This is a genomic window from Rhizobium sp. Leaf453, assembly GCF_001425605.1.
Taxonomy (GTDB): Bacteria; Pseudomonadota; Alphaproteobacteria; order Rhizobiales; family Rhizobiaceae; genus Pararhizobium.
Window position 1 is genome coordinate 221,624 of the sequence record NZ_LMRG01000001.1, and the last position, 21,855, is coordinate 243,478.

The window sequence follows — 21,855 nt, forward strand, 5'->3', positions numbered from 1 at the left end:
ACACCAAATGTTCTCACTTTGTTCAAGCCCCAAACTGCAGGCCTCTTTCCATCCATGTGAAATCTGTCCTATAGAGCGCCGGCATCAGATGCGGGGGACAGTGTTTGGACATTCGTTTTGCCGATTGCTCGGTCCGCTTCGGCGACCGTGTCGCGCTTTATCCGCTGACCCTCTCGCTCACACAGAGACGCATCGGCATTATCGGCCTCAACGGCTCCGGCAAGACGACCTTCGCCCGGCTGATCAACGGCCTCGTCAAACCGACGTCCGGCTCCGTCACCGTCAACCGGCTGGATACGGTGAAGGACGACAAGGCTGTGCTCGGCCAGGCCGGCTACATCTTCCAGAACCCGCAGAACCAGCTGATCATGCCCGTGGTCGCCGACGACATCGCCTTCGGGCTGAAGAACCGCGGCCTTTCGAAAGCCGAGATCGAGGCGCGTACGGAGAACGTCCTCGTACGTTTCGGAATCAGCCATCTGGCGCGCCGCCGGGTACACGAGCTGTCCGGCGGCGAAACGCAACTGGCGGCGATGGCAAGCGTCGTCGTCACCGGTCCGCAAATCCTCATTCTCGACGAACCGACCAACCAACTCGACCTGAAGAACCGCCAGATGGTCGCCGCCACCATTGCCGGGCTGGAACAGAACGCAGTGGTGATCAGCCACGACCTGCCGCTGATCGCCGATTTCGAGCGCGTGCTGCTGTTCCACGAAGGCCGTCTGATTGCGGATGGCGAACCCACTGAAACCATTCGCCGCTATCATGAGGTGGCGCTGTGCTGACCAGTCTTTATGTCGAAGGCGAAACCTGGTTTCACCGGCTTGCTGTACGGCCGAAGCTGATCCTGCTTCTGGTCGCCAGCGTGGTGCTCTTTGCCGTTTCGTCTTGGTGGGTTCTTCTACCGGCACTTCTGCTGACGACCGCGCTCTATCTGACGCTCGGCATGACGCTGCGCGAAGCCTGGTCGCGTGTCGGCTTCGTGTTCTTCACCATTCTCTTCCTGGCGCTCGTCAACCTCCTGCTGATTCCGCCCATGGATGTGGCTGTCATGGTCGTACGGCTGGTGACCCTGGTGCTGCTGGCCGCGGCCATCACCGCGACGACAACGATCGATGCCTTCATGGACGAGATCACGTTATTACTTGGCCCTCTTGAGCGGATGGGTCTGGTGCGGGCGGCCGATGTCAGCCTGGCGCTGGGGCTCGTCCTGCGATTCGTGCCTGATATTTTCAGCCGCTATCAGGCAATCCGCGATGCACACAAGGCGCGCGGCCTGCCCGTGCGGGTCTTGACCATCCTTGGCCCGCTGATCATCCTGACCCTCAAGGATGCGGATACGATCGCCACAGCCATTGACGCCCGTGGCTTTCGCCGCCATTGAATGCGCGCATTCTAATAAATGCGTCATCTGCCAACATGGCCTGTCAAAATGGCCCCGCCAACATGAGAAGACACATGACAACCAGAGACATCGTGCTAACAGCGCTCTTCGCCGCCATTATCGTGGTCCTTGGCCTCATCCCGCCGGTCACGCTCGGCTTCATCCCGGTTCCGATTACCGCCCAGTCCATGGGCGTGATGCTGGCCGGCTGCATCATCGGCGCCAAGCGCGGCGCGCTTGCCTATCTCCTGGTCATCCTGATGGTCGCGATCGGCCTGCCGGTGCTGGCCGGCGGTCGCGGCGGCATATCGGTTCTGGTCGGCCCGACCGGCGGCTTCATCTTCGGCTGGGTGATCGCCACCTATGTCACCGGCCTGATCGCCGAACGCCTGGTGCGTGACGGCCAGAGCGAACTGCGCCAGTTTACCGGTTTCTTCCTCGCCTCCGTCCTCGGCGGCATCGTCGTTCTCTACCTGATCGGCATGCCCTGGGTGTCCGTCGTCACCGGTTCGCCGCTGCTCGCAGTCGTCACCGGCTCGCTCGCCTTCATCCCCGGCGATATCCTGAAGGCCGTCATCGCGACGCTCGCCGCCCGCGCCGTGCTTGCCGGCTACCCGCTCCTGCCGCAGCGTGCCTGATTACCGCTCATCCGAGCCTTGCAACCCTCCCGCGGAAACGTGGGAGGGTTTTCTCGTTTTTCACGCCTGTTGAAAACGGCCGGATTGTCCTACCTATGGCATGGACCTTGAAACCCCGACCCCATAGGTTTCCCTCCCATGACCACCATCCTCTTCGAAAACCCGATCTTCCTCGAACACAAGGTTCCGGAAGGTCACCCCGAGCGGCCGGACCGGCTAACGGCGCTGACGCAAGCGCTCGAGCATGAGCGTTTTTCGCCGCTGAAACGGCAGAAGGCGCCGCAGGGTAATGAGGACTTCGTGCTGCTTGCCCATCCGGAAGAGCATCTGCGCACGGTCATGTCGGTAATCCCCGAGGAAGGCATCAACTCGTTCGAAGCCGATACCCATGCAAGCCCCGCAAGCCTGCAGGCGGCGCTGACCGGCATTGGCGGCGCGGTCGCAGCCGTCGATGCGGTGTTTGCCGGCAAGGCCGACAACGCCTTCGTCGCGTCACGTCCGCCCGGCCATCATGCCGAGAAAAACAAGGCGATGGGCTTTTGCTTCTTCAACAATATCGCCATTGCCGCCCGCCATGCGCAGCAGCGCCACGGCGCCGAGCGCGTCGCCATCATCGATTGGGACGTGCATCACGGCAACGGCACGCAGGATATCTTCTGGGATGATCCGTCCGTGCTGTTCTGCTCGACGCACCAGATGCCGCTCTATCCCGGCAGCGGCGCCAAGACCGAGACAGGCGCCGGCAACATCGTCAACGCGCCGCTTTCGCCAGATACCGGCAGCGATCATTTCCGCGAGGCCTTCAAGTCGCGTGTGCTGCCGGCGCTTGAGGAATTCCGCCCCGATTTCATCCTGATTTCCGCCGGTTTCGACGCCCATCACCGCGATCCGCTGGCGCAGATCAATCTCGTTGCCGACGATTTCGACTGGGCGACCGGCCGGCTTCTCGACATCGCCGGCAAGACCGCCAACAACCGCATCGTCAGCCTGCTCGAAGGCGGCTACGATCTCCAGGGCCTGGCCGAATCGGCCGGAACCCACATCTACCGCCTGATGAGAGGATGACCATGACCACCACCCCACAAACCGACGTCTCCTCCCTCTCCTTCGAAAAGGCCGTCGAAGAACTGGAAGCCATCGTTTCGGCACTGGAGCGCGGCGATGTCGCGCTCGACAAGTCGATCGAGATCTACGAACGCGGCGAAGCGCTGAAGAAGCACTGCGAAGCCCTGCTGGGTGCCGCCGAAAACCGCATCGAAAAGATCAGGCTGGATCGGGCCGGCAAGCCGCAGGGCGTGGAGCCTCTCGACGGCGAGTGATCGCGCGATAGTTGCGCCTCCATATTGACAGCGATCGCCTACTGCTCTTACGTACCGTTGATTAAATTATATTTTTGACGGTCTTCGGTTCGCTTCAATGGATACCTGCCTCCGTGCCGGCCATGGGAAATCGTGACGGCATGGTGGGGTTGCATGGCCGATTTTTACAGCACAGCTGGCGTCGATAACTTTGTCGGCGGCAAAGCAGACGATTGGTTCTTTTTCTGGTCCGGCTATATGACCAAGACCGATAAGGTCGATGGCGGCGGCGGCAGGAATGCGCTGGTCCTCGTCAACGACATCAGCTCTACCTGGACAGTTGCGAGCGCTGATTGGCCGATCTTTTCCAGGGTCGTGGGCATCGCACTCCTGTCGAATTCCATTGATGGATCGAATGCAGGCAGCTTCAACCTCACATTCGACAATACGGTCTTCAAGGCGGGGAAGAACTCACATTTCATAATAGATGCGACCGAGGTCGGCCTCGATCAATCGAACTTGCGGCTCAATGCATCCGCAGTGACCACCACTTCATTCGATATCTTCGGGTCATCAGGCTACCTTTCGGGCGTGGGAGACGATGCGAGCTATGACGATCTGCGGACAGGCAGCAAAGACGACAGGTTCGTCTACTACGCCAGTTCGCTGATCGGTGACAGGATCGACGGCGGGGCGGGGAACGATACGATCGTACTCAGCGGGGCAGGCCTTAAGACCACCACCAATGGTCGCGAGAAAACTGACCCCAACGGTTTCACCACGCTTGTCTCTGTCAAGAATGTCGAAAACATAGTTGTCACCGATCTTGTGGCAGGTCAGTCGCGAACAATCGATTTCGGCTACCACGCATATTATCTCGGTCGCAACACCATCAATATCACGACGGATCGCAACTATGGCACTGGAGACGCGCCGGCAGCCATTACTGGAAAGCTGATTGTAGACGGATCGGAACTGCTTCAGCGGCATGGCAGTCTCAAAGTCACTGGCGGCAATGGCGGTGATGAACTGAGGGGCGGCGCGGCCGGCGACCACCTCTCCGGCGGCCGGGGCGATGATGTACTGATTGGTGGTGGCGGGGACGATGTTCTTTCAGGCGGCGCTGGAAATGACGTCCTCACCGGCGACGACAGGCTGGATGGAATCACGTCCGGCCGAGCCGGCAAAGACACCATGTATGGCGAAGAGGGCAACGACACCTTCGTATTGTCCCAGTATAACTGGACTGCCGGCTCGCATGGCGAGGTCGTCTCGGGCGGAGAAGGAACCGACAGGATATTTTTCGACAATGGCACCGCTGTCCCGAAGGACATGCTGGATGGGCTGGATGCGACAAGCATTGAAATCATTGAACTCAGGAGCGGAATTATTGATTTGACCGTTACCCAGAGCTTCGTTGAGAGAAATCACGACGCGAACAATCGACTATTGATCAAAAACGGGGATGGAGGTTTCGGCGGCAGTCTCATCGCAGACGCCTCCGACCTGACGAATGCGAAGTTCTCGGTTCGCTTCGATATCCGCACGGCGGGCAAAGAGGTTCTGACCGGCGGCATGGGGAATGACATTTTCGATTATTCGTCCGTCACCAAACACGCCAAGAATACCGGTGTAGACCCACGGGATCTTATTGTTGGCGGTGGCGGTACGGATACCATCTATGTCGGCGAGGGGCTCAACAACCTCCTCGGCACCGTTATCGAGGGTGTCGAAAGACTGAAAGTCCTTGCTAAAACCGACACAGCCACCAAGACCGAAATCATGATCGGAAATTCCGACGCCATGGTGATCGACGGCAGCGCGCTTGCTGCCAACGACACCCTGGTCGTTCAGGGAAGCTACAAATATATCAAGACAGGAAAAGTCTACGAAGCCAAAGGCGCCCTCTCCATCATCGGCGGAAAGGGGAACGACATCCTCACAGGTGGTCTCGCGGATGATCGGCTCAATGGCGGCGACGGCAACGATGTCCTGACCGGCAACAAGGGCCTGGACCGGTTGACCGGCGGCAAGGGCGCGGATCATTTCGTATTCAACAATGCCGGGGACTCGCTATGGCCAGCGAAGGATCGCGACGTCATCGCCGACTTCCATCGCAGCGAAGGTGACAAGATGCAGTTCCTTCATGACACGGCCGCGCCCTATTCCTTCATCGGGGGCAGCGCGTTTCATGGCAAGGCCGGTGAAGTCCGCAGCTTCCTCTCCGGCAACAACACCTATGTCCAGGTGGATGTCGACGGTGATGGCGCCACCGATCTCGGCATCACACTCATTGGCAAGATAACGCTGACATCGGCGGATTTCCTTCTATAGTCTCCGGTAAAGAGACCCTGCAGGAGACCCGCTCATGTCCTTCTTCCCCGGAAACGACCCCGAAGCCGGCGATGCGCCGGCCTGTGATGCGATCGAGCATCTGATCATTCCGCGCACCAGCGATATCGGCAATCTGCAGGTTCGCCGAGCGCTGCCGACCGCCAAGCGGCGGCTGGTCGGGCCGTTCATCTTCTTCGACCGGATGGGACCGGCGCTGCTCAAGGCAGGACAGGCGCTCGACGTGCGGCCGCATCCGCATATCGGGCTTTCAACCGTGACCTATCTGTTCGACGGCGAGATCAAGCATCGCGACAGTCTCGGCACCGAAATGGTGATTGCTCCCGGTGACATCAATCTGATGACAGCGGGTCGCGGCATCGTGCATTCGGAGCGCTCACCCGAGAATTTGCGCGGTAAACCGCAGTCGATTTCCGGATTGCAGACCTGGCTCGCCCTGCCCGACCGGTACGAGGAAATCGACCCGGTCTTTACCCATACGGAAAAGCACAACCTGCCGGCATTCCGCGATGATGGCATGGAAGGTCGCGTCGTCATCGGCTCGTTCGAAGGCATGACCTCGCCTGTCTCCGTCTTCTCCGACACCATCTATGTCGATCTGAAGATCGAGCCCGGCAAGAGCGCGCCCTTCGCGGCAGCCTGGGAGGAGCGCGCGCTCTATATCCTTGAGGGCGAAGCGATCATTGCCGGCGACCGGTTTGCCAGCAATCAGCTGCTGGTATTCCGTGCCGGCGATCCCATCACCATCACGGCCGGACCGGCAGGCTGTCATATCATGCTGTTCGGCGGCGCGGCCCTTGGCTCGTCCCGCTACATCTGGTGGAATTTCGTTTCCTCCTCCAAGGAACGGATCGAACAGGCGAAGGAAGAATGGCGGACCGGCCGTTTCGACATCGTCCCGGGAGACGCCCAAGAGTTTATCCCTTTGCCGGACCGGTAATATTCGTTAAACTCCCGCTTTGCGCCGCAAGAAAACCTGCTTTTGCAATCCATATCGATTCTGTTAAGACGCGGCTTCTTGACGAGCTATCCAATTGAAAATCGCGCCCTCTCCCGGGGCGTGAGAACGAAGGCCTTTCAGCGTGACACAACTGCCAGTCAATCCCATGCCGGCGACCCCTCTTCTCGATCAGGTTGTATATCCCGACGACCTGAAGAAGATCGACGACAAGGACCTGCCGCAGCTGGCCACGGAACTGCGCGCCGAAATGGTCGATGCCGTGTCGCGGACGGGTGGCCATCTGGGCGCTGGCCTCGGCGTGGTCGAGCTGACGATCGCCATCCACAAGGTCTTCAACACGCCGCATGACCGGCTGATTTTCGATGTCGGCCACCAGTGTTACCCGCACAAGATCCTGACCGGCCGGCGCGATCGCATCCGCACGCTGCGCCAGGAAAACGGCCTCTCCGGCTTCACCCGCCGGGCAGAAAGCGAATACGACCCCTTCGGTGCCGCCCATTCCTCCACCTCGATTTCTGCCGGTCTCGGCATGGCTGTTGCCGCTGATCTCTCGGGCGAGCATCGCAATGTGATCGCGGTGATCGGTGACGGCGCGATGTCCGCGGGCATGGCCTATGAGGCGCTGAACAATGCCGGTGCGCTCGATGCGCGGCTGATCGTCATCCTCAACGACAACGATATGTCGATCGCTCCCCCGACCGGCGCGATGAGCGCCTATCTGGCACGCCTCGCCTCGGGCCGCACCTATATGGGCTTTCGCGATCTCGGCAAGAAGCTGACGGCCTATCTCGGCAAGAAGGTCGACCGGGCCATTACCCGTGCCGTGGAGCATGCCCGCGGTTATGTCACGGGCGGCACGCTGTTCGAGGAAATGGGCTTCTACCATATCGGCCCGATCGACGGACATTCGTTCGAGCATCTGCTGCCGGTGCTGCGCAATGTGCGCGACAATTCCAAGGGGCCAGTGCTGATCCATATCGTGACGCAGAAGGGCAAGGGCTATCCGCCAGCGGAAGCCGCCGCCGACAAGTATCACGGCGTCAACACGTTCGATGTCATCACCGGCGCGCAGGCCAAGGCCAAGCCGAATGCGCCCGCCTATACATCCGTCTTTGCCGAGGCGCTGACGCAGGAAGCAGGCTATGACGACAAGATCGTTGCCGTCACCGCCGCCATGCCGTCCGGCACTGGCCTCGACAAGTTTGCGCTGGCGCACCCGTCGCGCTGCTTCGATGTCGGCATAGCCGAACAGCATGCCGTCACCTTCGCGGCCGGCCTCGCCTCGGAGGGCTACAGGCCGTTCTGCGCGCTCTACTCGACCTTCCTGCAGCGCGGCTATGACCAGGTCGTGCATGACGTGGCGATCCAGGGCCTGCCGGTGCGCTTCCCCATCGACCGTGCCGGCTTTGTCGGCGCCGACGGGCCGACGCATGCCGGCTCGTTCGACACGACCTACCTCGCCACCCTGCCCGGCTTCGTCGTCATGGCAGCGGCAGACGAGGCGGAGCTCAAGCATATGGTGCGCACCGCGGCGGCCTATGACCAGGGGCCGATCTCGTTCCGCTATCCGCGCGGCGAAGGCGTCGGCGTCGAAATGCCGGAGCGCGGCCAGATTCTCGAAATCGGCAAGGGCCGGACGATGAAGCAGGGCTCCAAGGTGGCGCTCCTGTCGTTCGGCACGCGGCTCGCAGACTGCCTGCTGGCGGCCGAAGACCTCGATGCGGCCGGCCTCTCGACCACCGTCGTGGATGCGCGTTTCGCCAAGCCGCTGGACCATGATCTGATCCGCCAACTGGCGCGGCATCATGAAGTGCTCATTACCATCGAGGAAGGCGCCGTCGGCGGCTTCGGCAGCCATGTGCTGCAGTTCCTCGCCCAGGAAGGTCTGCTCGACAACGGCCTGAAAATCCGCTCGCTGGTCCTGCCGGATATCTGGATGGAACAGGCGAAACCCGAGGTCATGTATGCCAAGGCCGGTCTCGACCGCGCCGGCATTGTCTCCACGGTGTTCCGCACACTCGGCCAGAAGCAGCAGATCGGATCGAGCGTGGCCGGTTAAGCCCACCTCTTTCAGCCGCCTTTTGCACTCATCGCTGCAGGTGCGGATATCGCACCCTTGATGCGGGTTGCCGATGGCCGCCGGGATGACGCCACCTGCTTGCGAACGTCCAACCATTGACCGAGCGCGAGCTGGAGGGCGCAGCAGCCGACGAGCAGGAGGAGTTGCATAGCAAGCGACATGCCCGGCAGCAGCGTCATCGACACCATCACGCAGAAGGACAGGACCAGCCCCGTCGCAAAGACCGGCAGGCTGTGGCGCCCGGCAGTGCAAAGCAGCCGCATGGACGGATGATCGGCGGCCCTCTTCACCCAACCGATATTCCAGGCGAGATAAAGGTTCGCCAGCACGTTGATGATGCGCAAGGGACCTTCGTTTGTCTTGGACACCATCTGGTGCAGTATGTTGCCGATCCGTCCTTCCATCGGCGCGAAATGGATCGCCAGATTGGCCGGGATGGCGACGATTGCGAACACGGCGGCGGCGATGAAGAGCGGCCGGCTGTAGGGCAAGACACTCTCTCCGCGCTTCACGAATGCCGAGGCATATGCCGATCACGAATATCAACTGCCAGGACAGCGGATCGAAATACCAGGCCCTGTCCGCAAGTGCTGCATTTGGAAGATTGATCCGGCCAAGCCCCGCCAGTAACCAGACTACACAGCAGATCGTCAGAAGCAGGATCTTCGACCGGTCATGAACAACGAAGGCGAAGGGCGCGAACAGCAGAAGCACGACATACATCGGCAGGATGTCGAGATTGCCGGGCATGAAGAACAGGGAGATGGCCTGCATGCCCCGCAACAGTGGATGCTGCCAGAACTCGCTCATCGCGCCGTTCCATACTGTGGTTTGGAAGACCACAAGCACCAAAGACGAGACCACGGCCATGATGGCAAACAGCATCAAATGCGTGAAATAGAGCCTGAGCGCCCGCCGCCATGGCCGCTCAAGCTGCAGCCCCATATCCGGTCGATAATAGGCGAGCGCCGACGACATACCGGCCAGCAGCACGAAGATTTCGGATGCATCCGAGAAGCCGCGCGATTGCTGGAACGTCCGCGAAAAGGTGAACTCGGCATGGCCGATGAAGATCAGGAGAAGCGACAGGCCCCTGAGAAGGTCGATCCGGTTTTCGCGTTGCCCGCTCATTGCCATTCCCTCGGTCCGCCAAGATCGCGCAATCCGCGACAGCAACAACCCGCGTAAGGGAAAATCGTTACCCGCCGGCTGAAATGATCGGCGCAATTTGAGCGATCCGTCATTTTATGCGACAGAACGGGTTACGCGATCATTCGTCCGTCCGATGCTGCAGGATGAGGATTTCCAGATCCTTCTGCGGCGAGAAGTCCTCCGCCTTCATCTGGAAGGTCGTCGGGCCGATCTTCTTCACGCCGGTGCCGCAGAAACTGATGAGGTTGCGCGGGTCGCCCTTGTCGACGGTCAGAGTGAAGGACCGGATCGGGCCGCCCCAATTGTTGCCGGTCGTCAGGATGTAGGAGATCCAGGCCTCGGTGTAGAGCGAGAGGCCGTCATCGCCCGGCGGCGGCAGCTTCTGCGCGGCTTTCACGAAGGCATCGTCGATGCAATAGCGTGCCTTGTATTCCTCGAAACGCTCGCCCTGCGGCTTTCCTTCATCCAGCATGGTCACGGCCACCGTTCCGCCCACGCTCGGCTTGTAGCGGTGCGAGACATGAATATCCTGCCCCGGCGGAAACGTCGCCTTCCACCAGTAGGCCGAGCGCAGGGTCCAGAGCGGCGTGCGGTGCTCCTGCATGCCCTGGCCATCGTCATAGCTGTCGATGGAAAGAACGCCGCGCTGACGAAAGTCCTCGGCAACCTCCTGATCCAGTTCACCGAGCGCTTCAATCGCGGTGTCGGCGAAGGGCAGAAGCGGTACCTCCTGTTCCTCCAGATCATCCGTCACGTCGAGAGCATTGGCGATCGCCCTTTGCTGCAGCTGAACCTCAATCGGCTTGCCGTCCTGGGTGACAGAGAAATCCAGAAAATTATCGGCCTGCAAGTCGTTCGCGGCGATGTTCGCATTCATGCCGCCGGTGATATCTGGCATCGGAAAGGCGACGATCCCGGAGACAGGCTTGTCGGTCGAATTGCGGAAGATGTAGTCGACGCGAACCTCGTCACGCGAAATGAACAGGTCTTCCTTGACCATCTCGATGTCCAGCGTCTGCACATAGGTCAGGCCGCCGGTTTTCAGGTCCGCCATCGTGTCATTGGAAAGGGCCGTCCCCGGCAGCAGGGCGATGGCAAGAAGGCAGGATCGCAGGCGCATCGGGTTCTCCTCCGGAACATCATGCGCATCTGGCACGACAAGGAGGCTGCCGCCAAGGCACAAGCCGGGATTAAACCGAAAATGGACCGTCTATGGGAAAGCCCGCGGGTGGAGCCGCGGGCTTGCCAAGTCCGGCGAGACGTTTCAAGCCGCGCGGCGAGTGGAGCGTGCGTTTGCCGATCCGGCGGCGCCATCGAGCACGAACTGGGAAATGAGATCGCGCAGGCGGCTGGCCTCGTTGACCAGGGTCGCGCTGGCGGCATTGGTTTCCTCGACCATCGCGGCATTGCGCTGTGTCACCTGATCCATCTGGTTGACTGCAGTATTCACTTCTGCAAGGCCGACGGACTGTTCGCGCGAGGAGGTCGCGATCGCATCCATGTGGTGATTGATCGTCACGACATACTGCTCGATCGTCTTCAACGCATCGCCGGTTTCACGCACCAGCTTGACGCCGTTTTCAACCTCGACGCTGGAATTTCGGATCAGTTCCTTGATCTCCTTGGCAGCTTGGGCCGAGCGCTGGGCCAGTTCGCGAACCTCCTGTGCAACGACCGCAAAGCCTTTGCCGGCTTCACCGGCGCGGGCAGCCTCGACGCCAGCGTTCAGCGCCAGAAGGTTGGTCTGGAAGGCGATCTCGTCGATCACGCCGATGATGCTGGAAATCTGGCCGGAGGATTCCTCGATCCGCTGCATGGCATCGACAGCGTTGGCGACGACCGAACCGGATTGGGCCGCACTCGTATTGGCGCGGATAGCGACGCTTCGTGCCTCGTCGGCCCGCTTGGACGCATTGGAGACGTTGGCAGTGATCTCGTCGAGCGCCGCTGCGGTTTCCTCGAGTGAAGCGGCCTGCTGTTCGGTGCGTTTGGAAAGGTCATCGGCGCTATGGCTGATCTCACGCGTGCCCGTGTCGATCGAGCCGGCCGCATTGGAAACGGAAGACAGCGTTCGCTCCAACTGCTGGACCGCAGAGTTCAGGTCATGGCGCAGCGCTTCGAAATCCGGCGCGAAGGGCTCCGAAAGCTGGAAGCTGAGATCGCCCGCAGCCAGCCGGCGCAAACCGCCGGCGAGGCTGGAGGTCGCCTGCTGCAATGTCGCCCGCGCCGCCTCTTCCGCTTCCCGGGTGATGCGGCCGCGATTGGCTTCGGCCCGCTCCCGCTCGGTGATGGCATCGGCTTCGAGTTGCATCCGGGCGATGGCGGACTGGCGGAACACCTCGACGGAGCCGACCATTTCGCCGATCTCGTCCTTCCGCTCCCTGCCCTGCAGCGCGATGTCGGTTTGCCCGGCCGCGAGCTGCTGCATGTCGCTCGACAGGCTCTTGATCGGCTTGATAATCGTCTTTCGGCTGATATGGAATTGCAGCAACGCGAACAGCGTCGTGGCGGCGAGAATGCATTCCATCATGATGTCGATGAAGGCGGACAGGCCATCGCTCCGATGCGTCACGTCGTTGGACCAGGTCTGAATACTGTCTCCGGCTTTTTCCATTGCGGTTTCAAGCGTCGAAAACTGTGTCTGAAAAGCGGAGAATGCGGCAATTGCCTTCGCAGGATCCGCCGACGACTGCTCGACAAGTGTATTGGCGCTGTCGATATAGCTCGCCAATGGCGCATCGAGCGCCCCAAGGACATCTCGAACGACAGGTTCCGTCGCCAATGCCTTGTTCGCCGCGACCGATTCCCTGAAATTGGCGATATGTTCAGCCACGTCGTTCTTGACATCGGCGATGGCAATGTTCGACGCCGGGTTCTGCGCCATCAGGGCGGACAGAACATCGGCCCGCAGCGCGTCGTGCATCATGTCGGCCTGCATGTGGTTTCGCAGGATGTCGGATGCCACGGTCACATCGGCGACATTCTTGGTCAGCGCTCCCGTTCCCCAAAGGCCGGCGCCTGCCGCGCCACCTGCCAGAACGAACATGGCGATACTGGCAAGAACCATCTTGTTGCGAATTGTCGTCATGTGCACCCTACCCCTGAGAAACAACGTCCTCCACAATTGCTGAACATACTTACCACTCTATTAATAAAGACGTCGCTAAAACACATGAGTGAGAACTGATAGACACGACCCGGGCCTTGTGCCTCATGCCCGGAAAAGAACGCACGGTCCGTCGCTTTATTTGGCGGAAAATCGGCAAAACCCTTGCCATACCGAGGCCGACGCGCCATGAGAACCCATGTCAAACGAACCGAAAACCACCGTCCGCCTCGATCAGCTGCTGCTGAACATGGGGCTTGTCGCCAGCCGTTCACGCGCGCGCGACGCGATCCAGCGCGGCACCGTCACCGTCAATGGCCGCGTCGTCACCAAGGCGAGCTCGACCTTTCCCGAGGATGTCACCATCGAGATCGACGATCCTGTCCAGCCTTATGTGTCGCGCGCGGCGCTGAAGCTGAAAGCGGGGCTTGAGCATTTCGGGCTGTCGCCTGCGGGCTTGGACTGTCTCGATATCGGTGCATCGACCGGCGGCTTCACCGAGGTGCTGCTGCACAACGATGCGGCACATGTTATCTCGATCGACGTCGGCCATGGCCAGTTCCACCCCCGCCTCGAGGCGGATCCGCGCGTCACCAATATCGAGGGCCTCAATGCTCGCGTGCTGGACGAAGACCATCTCGACGGCCGGGAGATCGGCTTCGTCGTCTCCGATGTCTCGTTCATCTCGCTGAAGCTGGCTTTGCCGCCGGCACTGGATCTGGCTGAGCCCGGCGCCCATTGCATCCTGCTCGTCAAACCGCAGTTCGAGGCCGGCCGCGAGGCGATCAGCAAGGCGGGTCTGCTGAAGGAGCCGGAGACGGCGCCGGCAGTGGCTGCGGAGCTTGAGCGCTGGCTTGTCGAGGACATGGGTTGGGAAAGCCTCGGCCTCATCCCCTCGCCGATTTCCGGCGGCGACGGCAACGAGGAATATCTGCTCGCCGGCCGCAAGCCGATCGATGACGACGAGGCGAACGAGGACGAGACCGGGGACGACGAAGAATGAGCATGGAAACGCTCACCATCGAGCGACTTGGCCAGTCCGGCGACGGGATCGCGCGCGGACCGTTCGGTCCTGTCTACGTCTCCTTCACGCTGCCCGGCGAAACGGCGGCACTCGCGGTCAATCGCGACAAGGGCACCGTCATGTCGATGTCGGAGCTTTCGCCCGAGCGCGTGGAACCGAAGTGTCGCCACTTCGGGCCGGACGGTGAAAACGGCACCTGCGGTGGCTGCACATTGCAGCATGCCAGCGACAGCCTTTATCAGGATTTCAAGCGTCAGCTGGTGCTGGATGCGCTGAAATCCAAGGCCCTGCAAGCCGATGTCGCGCCTCTAGTGCTAGCCCATCCCGGCGAACGCCGCCGCACCGTCTTTACCGCACGCCGCACCGAAAAGGACATTCTGCTCGGCTATAATCAGGCGGAGAGCCATCACATTGTTTCCATCTCCGAATGTCCCATCGCAAGCCCCGGCATCGTGTCGCGGCTTGCAGTCATCCGGACCATGGCCAAGGCAATAGCCGTCAGTGCCGAACCCTTCCGCATCACGGTGCTGGAAACCCTGTCAGGCCTCGATCTTTCCTTCGAAGGCATCAAGGCGATGGAAGACAAGCAGCGGCGCACGGCAATCGATACCGTGCTGGGTCTCAAGGGCATCACTCGCCTCAGCCTGAACGGTGAAATCCTGGTCGAACCGGTGAAGCCAGTCATCGACTTCGGCGGTGTTCCCGTCTCGCCACCGCCTGGCAGTTTCACCCAGGCGACGAAACCGGCCGAAGAGGCGATGGCGGAACTGGTGCTCGCCCATCTGGGCAAGGCCAAGCGCGTCATCGACCTGTTTGCCGGTTCGGGCACCTTTTCCCTGCGCATCGCCCGCAAGGCGAAGGTGCATGCGGTCGAGGGCGAGGACAAGGCGCTGAAGGCGCTCGATCTTGCCGCCCGCAACACGCAAGGGCTGAAGCCGGTGACGGTGGAGAAACGCGACCTGTTCCGTCGGCCGATGATGACATCCGAACTCAAGGCCTATGACGCCATCGTCTTCGATCCGCCACGCGCCGGCGCAGAAGCCCAGACCAAGGAAATGGCACGCTCCGGCGTGAAGAAGATCGTCGCGGTCTCCTGCAATCCGGTGACGCTTGTGCGTGACCTGCGTATCCTTGTCGACGCCGGCTACCGCATCACCTCGGTGACGCCGATCGACCAGTTCTTGTGGTCCAGCCATGTGGAAGTCGTGGCGACGCTGGAGAAGTAGCGTCGCGCTCGGTCCGAAATACCAACCTATTGAAAACGAAAGGCCCGGATTTTCATCCGGGCCTTTGCTGTTTTTTGATGCCATCGATCAGGCGGCGCGGCGGCCGTAGGACGGCTGTCTCGATGCCGAAGCAGCCTGGCTGTCACCAAGATTGAACTGCGAGAGCAGGTCGTTCAGCGCTGCCGCTTCCGAAGCGAGACCATGGCTGGCCGCCGTCTGTTCCTCGACCATGGCGGCGTTCTGCTGGGTGCCCTGATCCATTGTATTGACGGCGGTGTTGATCTCCTGCAGGCCGGTCGACTGTTCGCGGGTGGCGGTGACGATCGCGCTGATATGCTTGTTGATCTCCTGCACTTCCGAAACGATGACCTGCAGCGACTGGCCGGTTTCACCGACCAGATCGACGCCGGTCTTGACCTGGCCCGAGGACTTCGAGATCAGCGCCTTGATCTCCTTGGCGGCGTTTGCCGAGCGCTGGGCGAGTTCGCGCACTTCCTGGGCGACGACGGCAAAACCCTTGCCGGCGTCACCGGCACGCGCGGCCTCGACACCGGCATTCAGCGCCAAGAGGTTGGTCTGGAAGGCGATGTCGTCAATGACGCCGATGATGTTCGAGATTTCATCCGACGACTTCTCGATGCCCTGCATGGCGTTGACGGCGTTGCGAACCACTTCACCGGACTTCTCGGCACCGGCGCGGGTGCGGGCGACCAGCTGGCCGACTTCCTCGGCACGGCGGGCGCTGTCCTTGACCGTGGTGGTGATTTCCTCGAGCGCCGCTGCGGTTTCCTCAACGGACGCCGCCTGCTGTTCGGTGCGGCGAGCGAGATCGTCGGCCGCATGGCGGATTTCGCTGGCGCCGGCATCGATGGCGCGGGCATTGGTGCCGACGGCTTGAAGTGCATGGTGCAGCTTGGTGACGGAGTTGTTGAAGTCGGCGCGCAGACGGTCGAGATGCGCAACGAAGGGAATGTTGATCCGGTAGCCGAGATCGCCATCGGCCAGACGGCCAAGACCGGTTGCCAGTGCCTCGACGGCCTGCTGGATATCGGCAGTTTCGCGTGCCTTCAGGGCTTCGCGCTCGCGGCGCTCCTGCTCCGACAGCGAACGGCCGGACTCGGCCTCGCCTTCCAGACGAACGCGTTCGATCGCGTTGGTACGGAACACGGCGACGGCGGCGGCCATCGATCCGATCTGGTCGCGGCGTTCCTGGCCGGGGATTTCAGCCTTCAGGTCGCCGGCGGCAAGCTTTTCCATCGCCGCCGTCATATCGGTCACCGGACGAACCACAAGGCGGCTGAGCAGGGTCGCCAGAAAGACGATCATCAGGCCGACGCCGAGAAGCGTGGCGATGGTGGCGGCGATCCGGAACTGGCCGATGGCAGCGTAGGCGACATCGGCATCGACAGCGAAACCGACATACCATTCGACCGACGGAAGGCCGGCAACGGGCACGAAGCTGACGAGCATCGGCTTGCCGTCCAGTTCGGTTTCCATGATCGACGAGCCGATCGTCGGCGTTGCGGCCGGGAAAGCGTCAGCGAGCGTCTTGGTCACCAGCTTGGCATCGGGATGAACGAGGATCTGGCCGGACTTGTTGACGAGGAAGGCGAAACCTTCGCCGCCGACATCAACGGCCTTGATCATCTCGACCAGCGTCTTCAGCGAAAAGTCGCTACCGGCGACGCCGAACAGCTTGCCGTCCTTCTTCACCGGTACGGCGGCACTGATGATCAGGTCGTTGGTGGAGGCGTCGATATAGGGCTCGGTCAGCACGTTGCCGTCGGCCTTGACGGCATCCTGGTACCACGGGCGCTGGCGCGGATCGTAACCATCTGGCATCGGCGAGGCCGGCCACATGGTAAACTTGCCGGTCTCATCGCCGACATAGGTGGTCATGAATTCCTTGACCAGAATGTCGTTCTTCAACGCACCTTCGAGACCGGCCTGATCGGCGGCATTGCCGGCGGCGTTGGCAGCCATGGCGGTCAGGGTGACGCGGCCGTTCAGCCAGTTGGCAACGCTCTGGGCGGCCTGCTTGCCGGAGGACGAGATGTTCTCCTCGACGGCCTTGGTTGTCACGTCATGCTGCAGCGTATCGATATAGACGGAGAAGCCGGCGAAAGCGGCAACGACGACAAGAGACGCGGCGGCAAGGATGCGCGTCATGAGATTCGATCTTTTGGACAAGTCAGGCTTCCCTATTGGACCCGGCTCCTCCACCGGGCGAAAGTCGATCTGATCCGCATGCAAAACTGACGGCCGACACGATCAGTGCGGACCTGTTTTCTCAATGCGGGAATGGGGGACATGCCACTGCGGGCGGAAACAGCCCGCATCATGCGGCGTTGCAGGAAGGCAGATATTCCAGCCTGCGAATGGCCAAACCATATCGGCGCGTACTTAAGGCCGGGTTAAAATTGCATGGCCTGAAAAGACCGGTCTTTCAGGCTTTTAGGAACGATTCCGGTCTATTCCGCAGCCGCTTTCAACGCCGAGAGTAGTCTCGGCTTCTTCAGGCCCCAAGCCGTCGCCAGATGCATCGACGAGGAGATGCCGGCATCGAGCATGAAGGGGCCGGGCGTGTCGGCCCGCGGCCGCGATGCCGGCCTCGGCTTCAGCGGCGTGCCATGCCCCATGCCCTCGATCAGGTAGAATTCCACCCGCACCTTCCCCGACGTATCCTTCCAGACTCTGCGGATGTGTCCATCGACCTCACTCTGGGTAAAGGCGGCGCTGTCCAGCCCGTGCACATCCAGCCATTGCTGCAGCAGGGCATTGGCATTGGTGAGCGAGACCGTGTGGTCCCGCGTTCCGTGCCAGATCGAGACGGCCGGGAAATCGCGCTCGACGGTGGACGCGCGACGGACCAGGTCTCCCCACTCTTTCGCCGAATGATCCGGCGCGCTCTTCATCGCGGCAAGCGCTCGATGGGCATCCCGCGCGGCGCCATAGGGCAGACCGGCAATGATGCCGCCGCCACGGAAGACATCGGGATAGGTCGCCAGCATCGCCGCCGTCATGGCGCCGCCGGCCGACAGGCCAGTGACAAACACCCGCTTGCGGTCGATCCGGTGGGCAGACACCATCTTCGCGACCATCTGGCGGATCGACATGACCTCGCCCCGATCGCGTGTGACATTGCTGGGTCGGAACCAGTTGAAGCAGAGGCTGGCATTGTTGGACCGGGTCTGCTCGGCATAGACGACGGCAAAGCCGCGCTCACGCGCCAGCGTCGACCAGCCGCTGCCGTGATCATAACCCTCCGCCGTCTGCTGGCAGCCATGCAACACGACGACCAGTGGCGCCTTCTTCGGCAGGTCTGGCGGCACATAGCGCAGCATGCGCAAGCGCCCGGGATTGGTGCCGAATTTCGGCACCTCTTCCAACCGGCCGGTTGTCTTTGCCTTGTGGGTGACTTTTGCCCTGGTCGCGGTTGGAGACGGGGATATCGCGGATGCCGCAGCCACCGCCTTGCGCGTCACTTTGACGGCTTTCGTCAGGGTCTTCTCCCAGCGCCTCTGCCGCTTGAGCATGTCGGAAAACGAGAATTTGAACCGCGACCGCATGAAGGCCCCTTCGCTTTCCCGGCTTCCTCCCCGAAGCCGGCAGTCCTCCACGCATAGGGTTCAATATGGGGCGCGTTGGGCGGGCGGCAAGGTTAAAAGGGGTTTCAGTGGGTCAGGTAAATAAGTACGTGGCGGCTCCTTCGGAGTACGCAGCTCACCCCCTCTGTCACTTCGTCACATCTCCCCCTCAAGGGGGGAGATCATCCGTTTCCCTTACTTCGTCCGCGTGAGGAAGGCACAGGGTCTGCGGCTCATCTCCCCCTTGAGGGAGAGATGTCGGCGTCGCCGACAGAGGGGGGTGTTGCGGCAAACTCAGCATCCGGCTACCGCCGCATGAACGCCTCAAACGCTGCCCGCGCCTCGGCGCTCTTCAGCCGAGCCGCAAAGTGGTTGGCCTCCTCGTCGATGCGCCCCAAAACGTCTGAGCGGTCGCCGCGGATTAGGTTGCGGGCAATCCGCAGGGCTTCCGGTGGCTTCTTCGCGAGGCTGGCGGCAACTGCCAACACATCTTGCTCGATAACAGCGGCATCCGCGATCTTCCAGATCAGGCCGGCATCCCGCGCTTCCTCGGCGGTGAAGGGTTCCCCTGCTGCCAGAAGAGCGAAGGCGCGCTGGTGGCCGGCGAGACGCGGCACGAGCAGGCTGGAGGCCGCCTCCGGCACCAGTGCCAGATCGACGAACGGCGTCTTGAAGACGGAGCGAGCCGAAGCGATCGTCAGGTCGCAGTGGAGATGGATGGTGGTGCCGATGCCGATCGCCAGGCCGTCAACGCCGGAGACGACGGGCTTGGCGGCGCCGGCCAGCGCCCGCAGGAAGTCGATGACCTCCTGCCCCATAGTGCCGCCCATGGCAAAGGCCATGAAATCAGCCATGTCGTTGCCGGCAGAAAAGCAGCCGTCCGTGCCGAGAAACGCCGTGACGCGGACGGCATCATCGGTCGCGGCGACATTTATCGCATTGGCCATCTTGGCGTACATCGCCCGGGTGATGGCATTCTTCTTGGCGGGGCGATTGAAGCGGATCACCTGAACGCCGGGATGGGCTTGCGGCCGCTCGATCAGAACGTCGTCGGTCATGGTTTTCTCCTTGGGCAGGTCAGGCAAGAGCGATGCGGGCTGCGGCAAGGCTTGCCGCGCCGTTGACGATGCGGTCTTTTAGCGTCGCGGTTTCGGACAAGAGATTCTCGGCGGCAAAGCGGCACAGCGCAATGCGGGCATCGCGTCCGCCATCTCCCGCCTCTGCCAGCCCGCCCTTGGCGAGATAGACGCCGGTGAGCGCCAGACCGAACAGCCGCTGATAGGCCGTTGCGCCGGCCAGTGCCTCGGCCGATTTTCCTTCCGCAAGGCGCGCCAAAAGCCAGTCGGTCGCGGCCGAGAGGTCGGCGAGTGAGTCGTCCAGCCGTGCTCCGGTCTCGCCGAAATCGGCGAGGTTCGAAGCGGCGACCTCGGCCGCCACAGCCTTCAACTCGTCGATAAAGCCGCGCACATGGGCGCCGTCGGAGAGAGGCAGCTTGCGGGTCACCAGGTCGATCGCCTGAATGCCGTTGGTACCCTCGTAGATCGGCGCGATGCGGGCGTCGCGGAGATAGCGGGCAGCACCCGTCTCCTCGATGAAACCCATGCCGCCATGGATTTGGATGCCGAGCGACGCCACATCGACGCCTACATCGGTGCCGAAGGATTTTGCGATCGGGGTCAGCAGGCTGGAGCGTTCCTGCCAGTGGCGCGCATCGTCTCCCTCCGAGACATGGGCACGATCAACGGCGCGGGCGCAGGCGAAGGTGATGGCGCGGGCACCCTGCGTTACCGCCTTCATGGTCAGAAGCGAGCGGGCGATATCGGGATGCTCGATGATCGGGCTCATGCCCGTGCCCTTCCAGCCCGGTGCCTTGCCCTGGGTGCGTTCGCGGGCATAGTTCAGCGCGTGCTGGGTCGCGGCTTCCGCCATCGCGACACCCTGCGTGCCGACGGCAAGCCGGGCGTTGTTCATCATCGTGAACATGCAGTTGAGGCCGCGGTTTTCCTCGCCGACGAGATAACCGACCGCCCCCTTTTCATCGCCGAAGCGGCCGTCGCCATAGACCATCGTGCAGGTCGGCGAGGCATGGATCCCGAGCTTGTGCTCGATAGAATGGCAGAACAGATCGTTACGGGCGCCGAGCGAGCCGTCTTCGTTGACGAGGAATTTCGGCACGAGGAACAGCGAGATGCCGCGCGTTCCCTCCGGCGCGCCGGACAGCCGGGCAAGCACCAGATGAACGATATTGTCGGTCATGTCGTGTTCGCCGAAGGTGATGAAGATCTTCTGGCCGAAAATCCGGTATGTGCCATCATCGCGGCGTTCGGCACGTGTCTTCAGCACACCGAGATCGGAGCCCGCATGCGGCTCCGTCAGGTTCATCGTTCCGGTCCATTCGCCGGAAATCATCTTTGCAAGGAACACGGCTTTCAGCGCATCGGAACCGTGCTTCTCCAGGGCATCGACGGCGCCCATGGTCAGCATCGGCGCCAGCGCAAACGCCATCGAGCCGGCATTCCAAAGCTCCATCGCGGCGATGTGCAGCATGTGCGGCAGCGCCTGGCCACCGAACTCTTCCGGCGCGGTCAGGCTGTTCCAGCCGCCGGCGGCCCAATTGCGATAGAGATCGCGCCAACCATCGGGTGTCACGACCTTGCCATCGACGAGTTTCGAGCCCTGGCGGTCGCCGATATCGGCAAGCGGCGCAATTTCCTCGGTGGCAAAACGGCCGGCTTCGCCGACGATCGCATCGACGAGATCCGCGTCGAGATCGCCGTAGATACCATCTGCGAGATCCTCGCCCAGACCTGCCACATGCTTGAGCGTGAACAGAATCTCGTCCACCGGTGCCTTGTACATCGTGTCTCCTCCCCGCCCCACAAGACACCTTTCGGCTTTCATCGTCCAGCGGCGGCTTTCCCGTTTGCGGAGAAATTATTGATTTTTACGTAAACGTCAATATTCGATTGCACCTTCTTGACCGCAAACCCCAAGCCGTAACAAAACTGTCATGAAAGCCGAATAAAGCGAGGATTGGCTTCCTCCCA

16 protein-coding genes and 1 pseudogene are annotated in these 21,855 nt (G+C 61.6%); 10 read left to right on the forward strand and 7 right to left on the reverse strand.

All coding sequences use genetic code 11. The annotated features are described in order from the left end of the window. The first annotated feature begins 104 nt into the window (after positions 1 to 104). The 8 genes from ASG68_RS01155 (at position 105) to dxs (ending at position 8,692) form a co-directional block, all read left to right on the forward strand. Complete coding sequence (locus tag ASG68_RS01155; RefSeq protein WP_062575904.1) at positions 105 to 785, forward strand: energy-coupling factor ABC transporter ATP-binding protein; 681 nt, start codon at positions 105 to 107, stop codon at positions 783 to 785. Then, the gene (locus ASG68_RS01160) at positions 779 to 1,384 is read left to right on the forward strand and encodes an energy-coupling factor transporter transmembrane component T family protein (RefSeq protein ID WP_082478274.1); all 606 of its coding nucleotides are present in this window, start codon (positions 779 to 781) and stop codon (positions 1,382 to 1,384) included. Before ASG68_RS01155 ends, ASG68_RS01160 begins: the two co-directional genes overlap by 7 nt. A 74-nt stretch (positions 1,385 to 1,458) precedes the next feature. Next, positions 1,459 to 2,022 carry a biotin transporter BioY gene (locus ASG68_RS01165; RefSeq protein WP_062575903.1) on the forward strand — a complete coding sequence of 188 codons (564 nt, stop codon included), beginning with the start codon at positions 1,459 to 1,461 and terminating at the stop codon, positions 2,020 to 2,022. Between the two features lie 138 nt (positions 2,023 to 2,160). Next, positions 2,161 to 3,087, forward strand: coding sequence for a histone deacetylase family protein (locus ASG68_RS01170; protein ID WP_062575902.1), 927 nt, complete (start codon positions 2,161 to 2,163; stop codon positions 3,085 to 3,087). A 2-nt stretch (positions 3,088 to 3,089) separates the two neighbouring features. Next, positions 3,090 to 3,341, forward strand: a complete 252-nt coding sequence (locus tag ASG68_RS01175) for an exodeoxyribonuclease VII small subunit (RefSeq protein ID WP_062575901.1) — start codon at positions 3,090 to 3,092, stop codon at positions 3,339 to 3,341. A gap of 153 nt (positions 3,342 to 3,494) precedes the next feature. After that, on the forward strand, positions 3,495 to 5,654 hold the full coding sequence (locus ASG68_RS32700; protein ID WP_062575900.1) for a calcium-binding protein: 2,160 nt from the start codon (positions 3,495 to 3,497) through the stop codon (positions 5,652 to 5,654). Positions 5,655 to 5,688: 34 nt separating this feature from the next. Further along, positions 5,689 to 6,612, forward strand: a complete 924-nt coding sequence (locus ASG68_RS01185; protein ID WP_062575899.1) for a pirin family protein — start codon at positions 5,689 to 5,691, stop codon at positions 6,610 to 6,612. 166 nt (positions 6,613 to 6,778) lie between these two features. Beyond that, entirely contained in the window at positions 6,779 to 8,692 is a 1,914-nt protein-coding gene (dxs, locus tag ASG68_RS01190; protein WP_062575898.1) for a 1-deoxy-D-xylulose-5-phosphate synthase, read from the forward strand. Positions 8,693 to 8,703: 11 nt separating this feature from the next. On the opposite strand, the pseudogene ASG68_RS32920 reads toward dxs, so the two are convergent. The 3 genes and pseudogenes from ASG68_RS32920 to ASG68_RS01210 all read right to left on the reverse strand — a co-directional run bounded on the left by ASG68_RS32920 (position 8,704) and on the right by ASG68_RS01210 (position 12,953). Next, positions 8,704 to 9,850: pseudogene (locus tag ASG68_RS32920) on the reverse strand (OpgC family protein). Between the two features lie 133 nt (positions 9,851 to 9,983). Further along, positions 9,984 to 10,985 (reverse strand): DUF4424 domain-containing protein, encoded by a 1,002-nt coding sequence (locus ASG68_RS01205; RefSeq protein ID WP_062575896.1) that lies wholly within the window; start codon positions 10,983 to 10,985, stop codon positions 9,984 to 9,986. 144 nt (positions 10,986 to 11,129) lie between these two features. Further along, positions 11,130 to 12,953 (reverse strand): methyl-accepting chemotaxis protein, encoded by a 1,824-nt coding sequence (locus tag ASG68_RS01210; protein WP_062575895.1) that lies wholly within the window; start codon positions 12,951 to 12,953, stop codon positions 11,130 to 11,132. Between the two features lie 217 nt (positions 12,954 to 13,170). Here ASG68_RS01210 and ASG68_RS01215 point away from each other — a divergent pair, with 217 nt between their 5' ends. Next, complete coding sequence (locus tag ASG68_RS01215) at positions 13,171 to 13,974, forward strand: TlyA family RNA methyltransferase (RefSeq protein ID WP_062575894.1); 804 nt, start codon at positions 13,171 to 13,173, stop codon at positions 13,972 to 13,974. After that, the gene (locus ASG68_RS01220) at positions 13,971 to 15,221 is read left to right on the forward strand and encodes a class I SAM-dependent RNA methyltransferase (RefSeq protein ID WP_062575893.1); all 1,251 of its coding nucleotides are present in this window, start codon (positions 13,971 to 13,973) and stop codon (positions 15,219 to 15,221) included. Before ASG68_RS01215 ends, ASG68_RS01220 begins: the two co-directional genes overlap by 4 nt. Before the next feature lie 87 nt (positions 15,222 to 15,308). Here ASG68_RS01220 and mcpU read toward each other — a convergent pair whose 3' ends face one another. The 4 genes from mcpU to ASG68_RS01240 form a co-directional block, all read right to left on the reverse strand. Beyond that, positions 15,309 to 17,390 (reverse strand): methyl-accepting chemotaxis protein McpU, encoded by a 2,082-nt coding sequence (mcpU, locus tag ASG68_RS01225; RefSeq protein ID WP_244484070.1) that lies wholly within the window; start codon positions 17,388 to 17,390, stop codon positions 15,309 to 15,311. A 302-nt stretch (positions 17,391 to 17,692) separates the two neighbouring features. Beyond that, positions 17,693 to 18,790 carry an alpha/beta hydrolase family esterase gene (locus ASG68_RS01230; RefSeq protein ID WP_062575891.1) on the reverse strand — a complete coding sequence of 366 codons (1,098 nt, stop codon included), beginning with the start codon at positions 18,788 to 18,790 and terminating at the stop codon, positions 17,693 to 17,695. A gap of 323 nt (positions 18,791 to 19,113) precedes the next feature. Beyond that, positions 19,114 to 19,866: a crotonase/enoyl-CoA hydratase family protein gene (locus tag ASG68_RS01235; protein WP_062575890.1), complete on the reverse strand. Its 753-nt coding sequence runs from the start codon at positions 19,864 to 19,866 to the stop codon at positions 19,114 to 19,116. A gap of 19 nt (positions 19,867 to 19,885) precedes the next feature. Then, the gene (locus ASG68_RS01240) at positions 19,886 to 21,667 is read right to left on the reverse strand and encodes an acyl-CoA dehydrogenase (RefSeq protein WP_062575889.1); all 1,782 of its coding nucleotides are present in this window, start codon (positions 21,665 to 21,667) and stop codon (positions 19,886 to 19,888) included. Between the last annotated feature and the right edge of the window lie 188 nt (positions 21,668 to 21,855).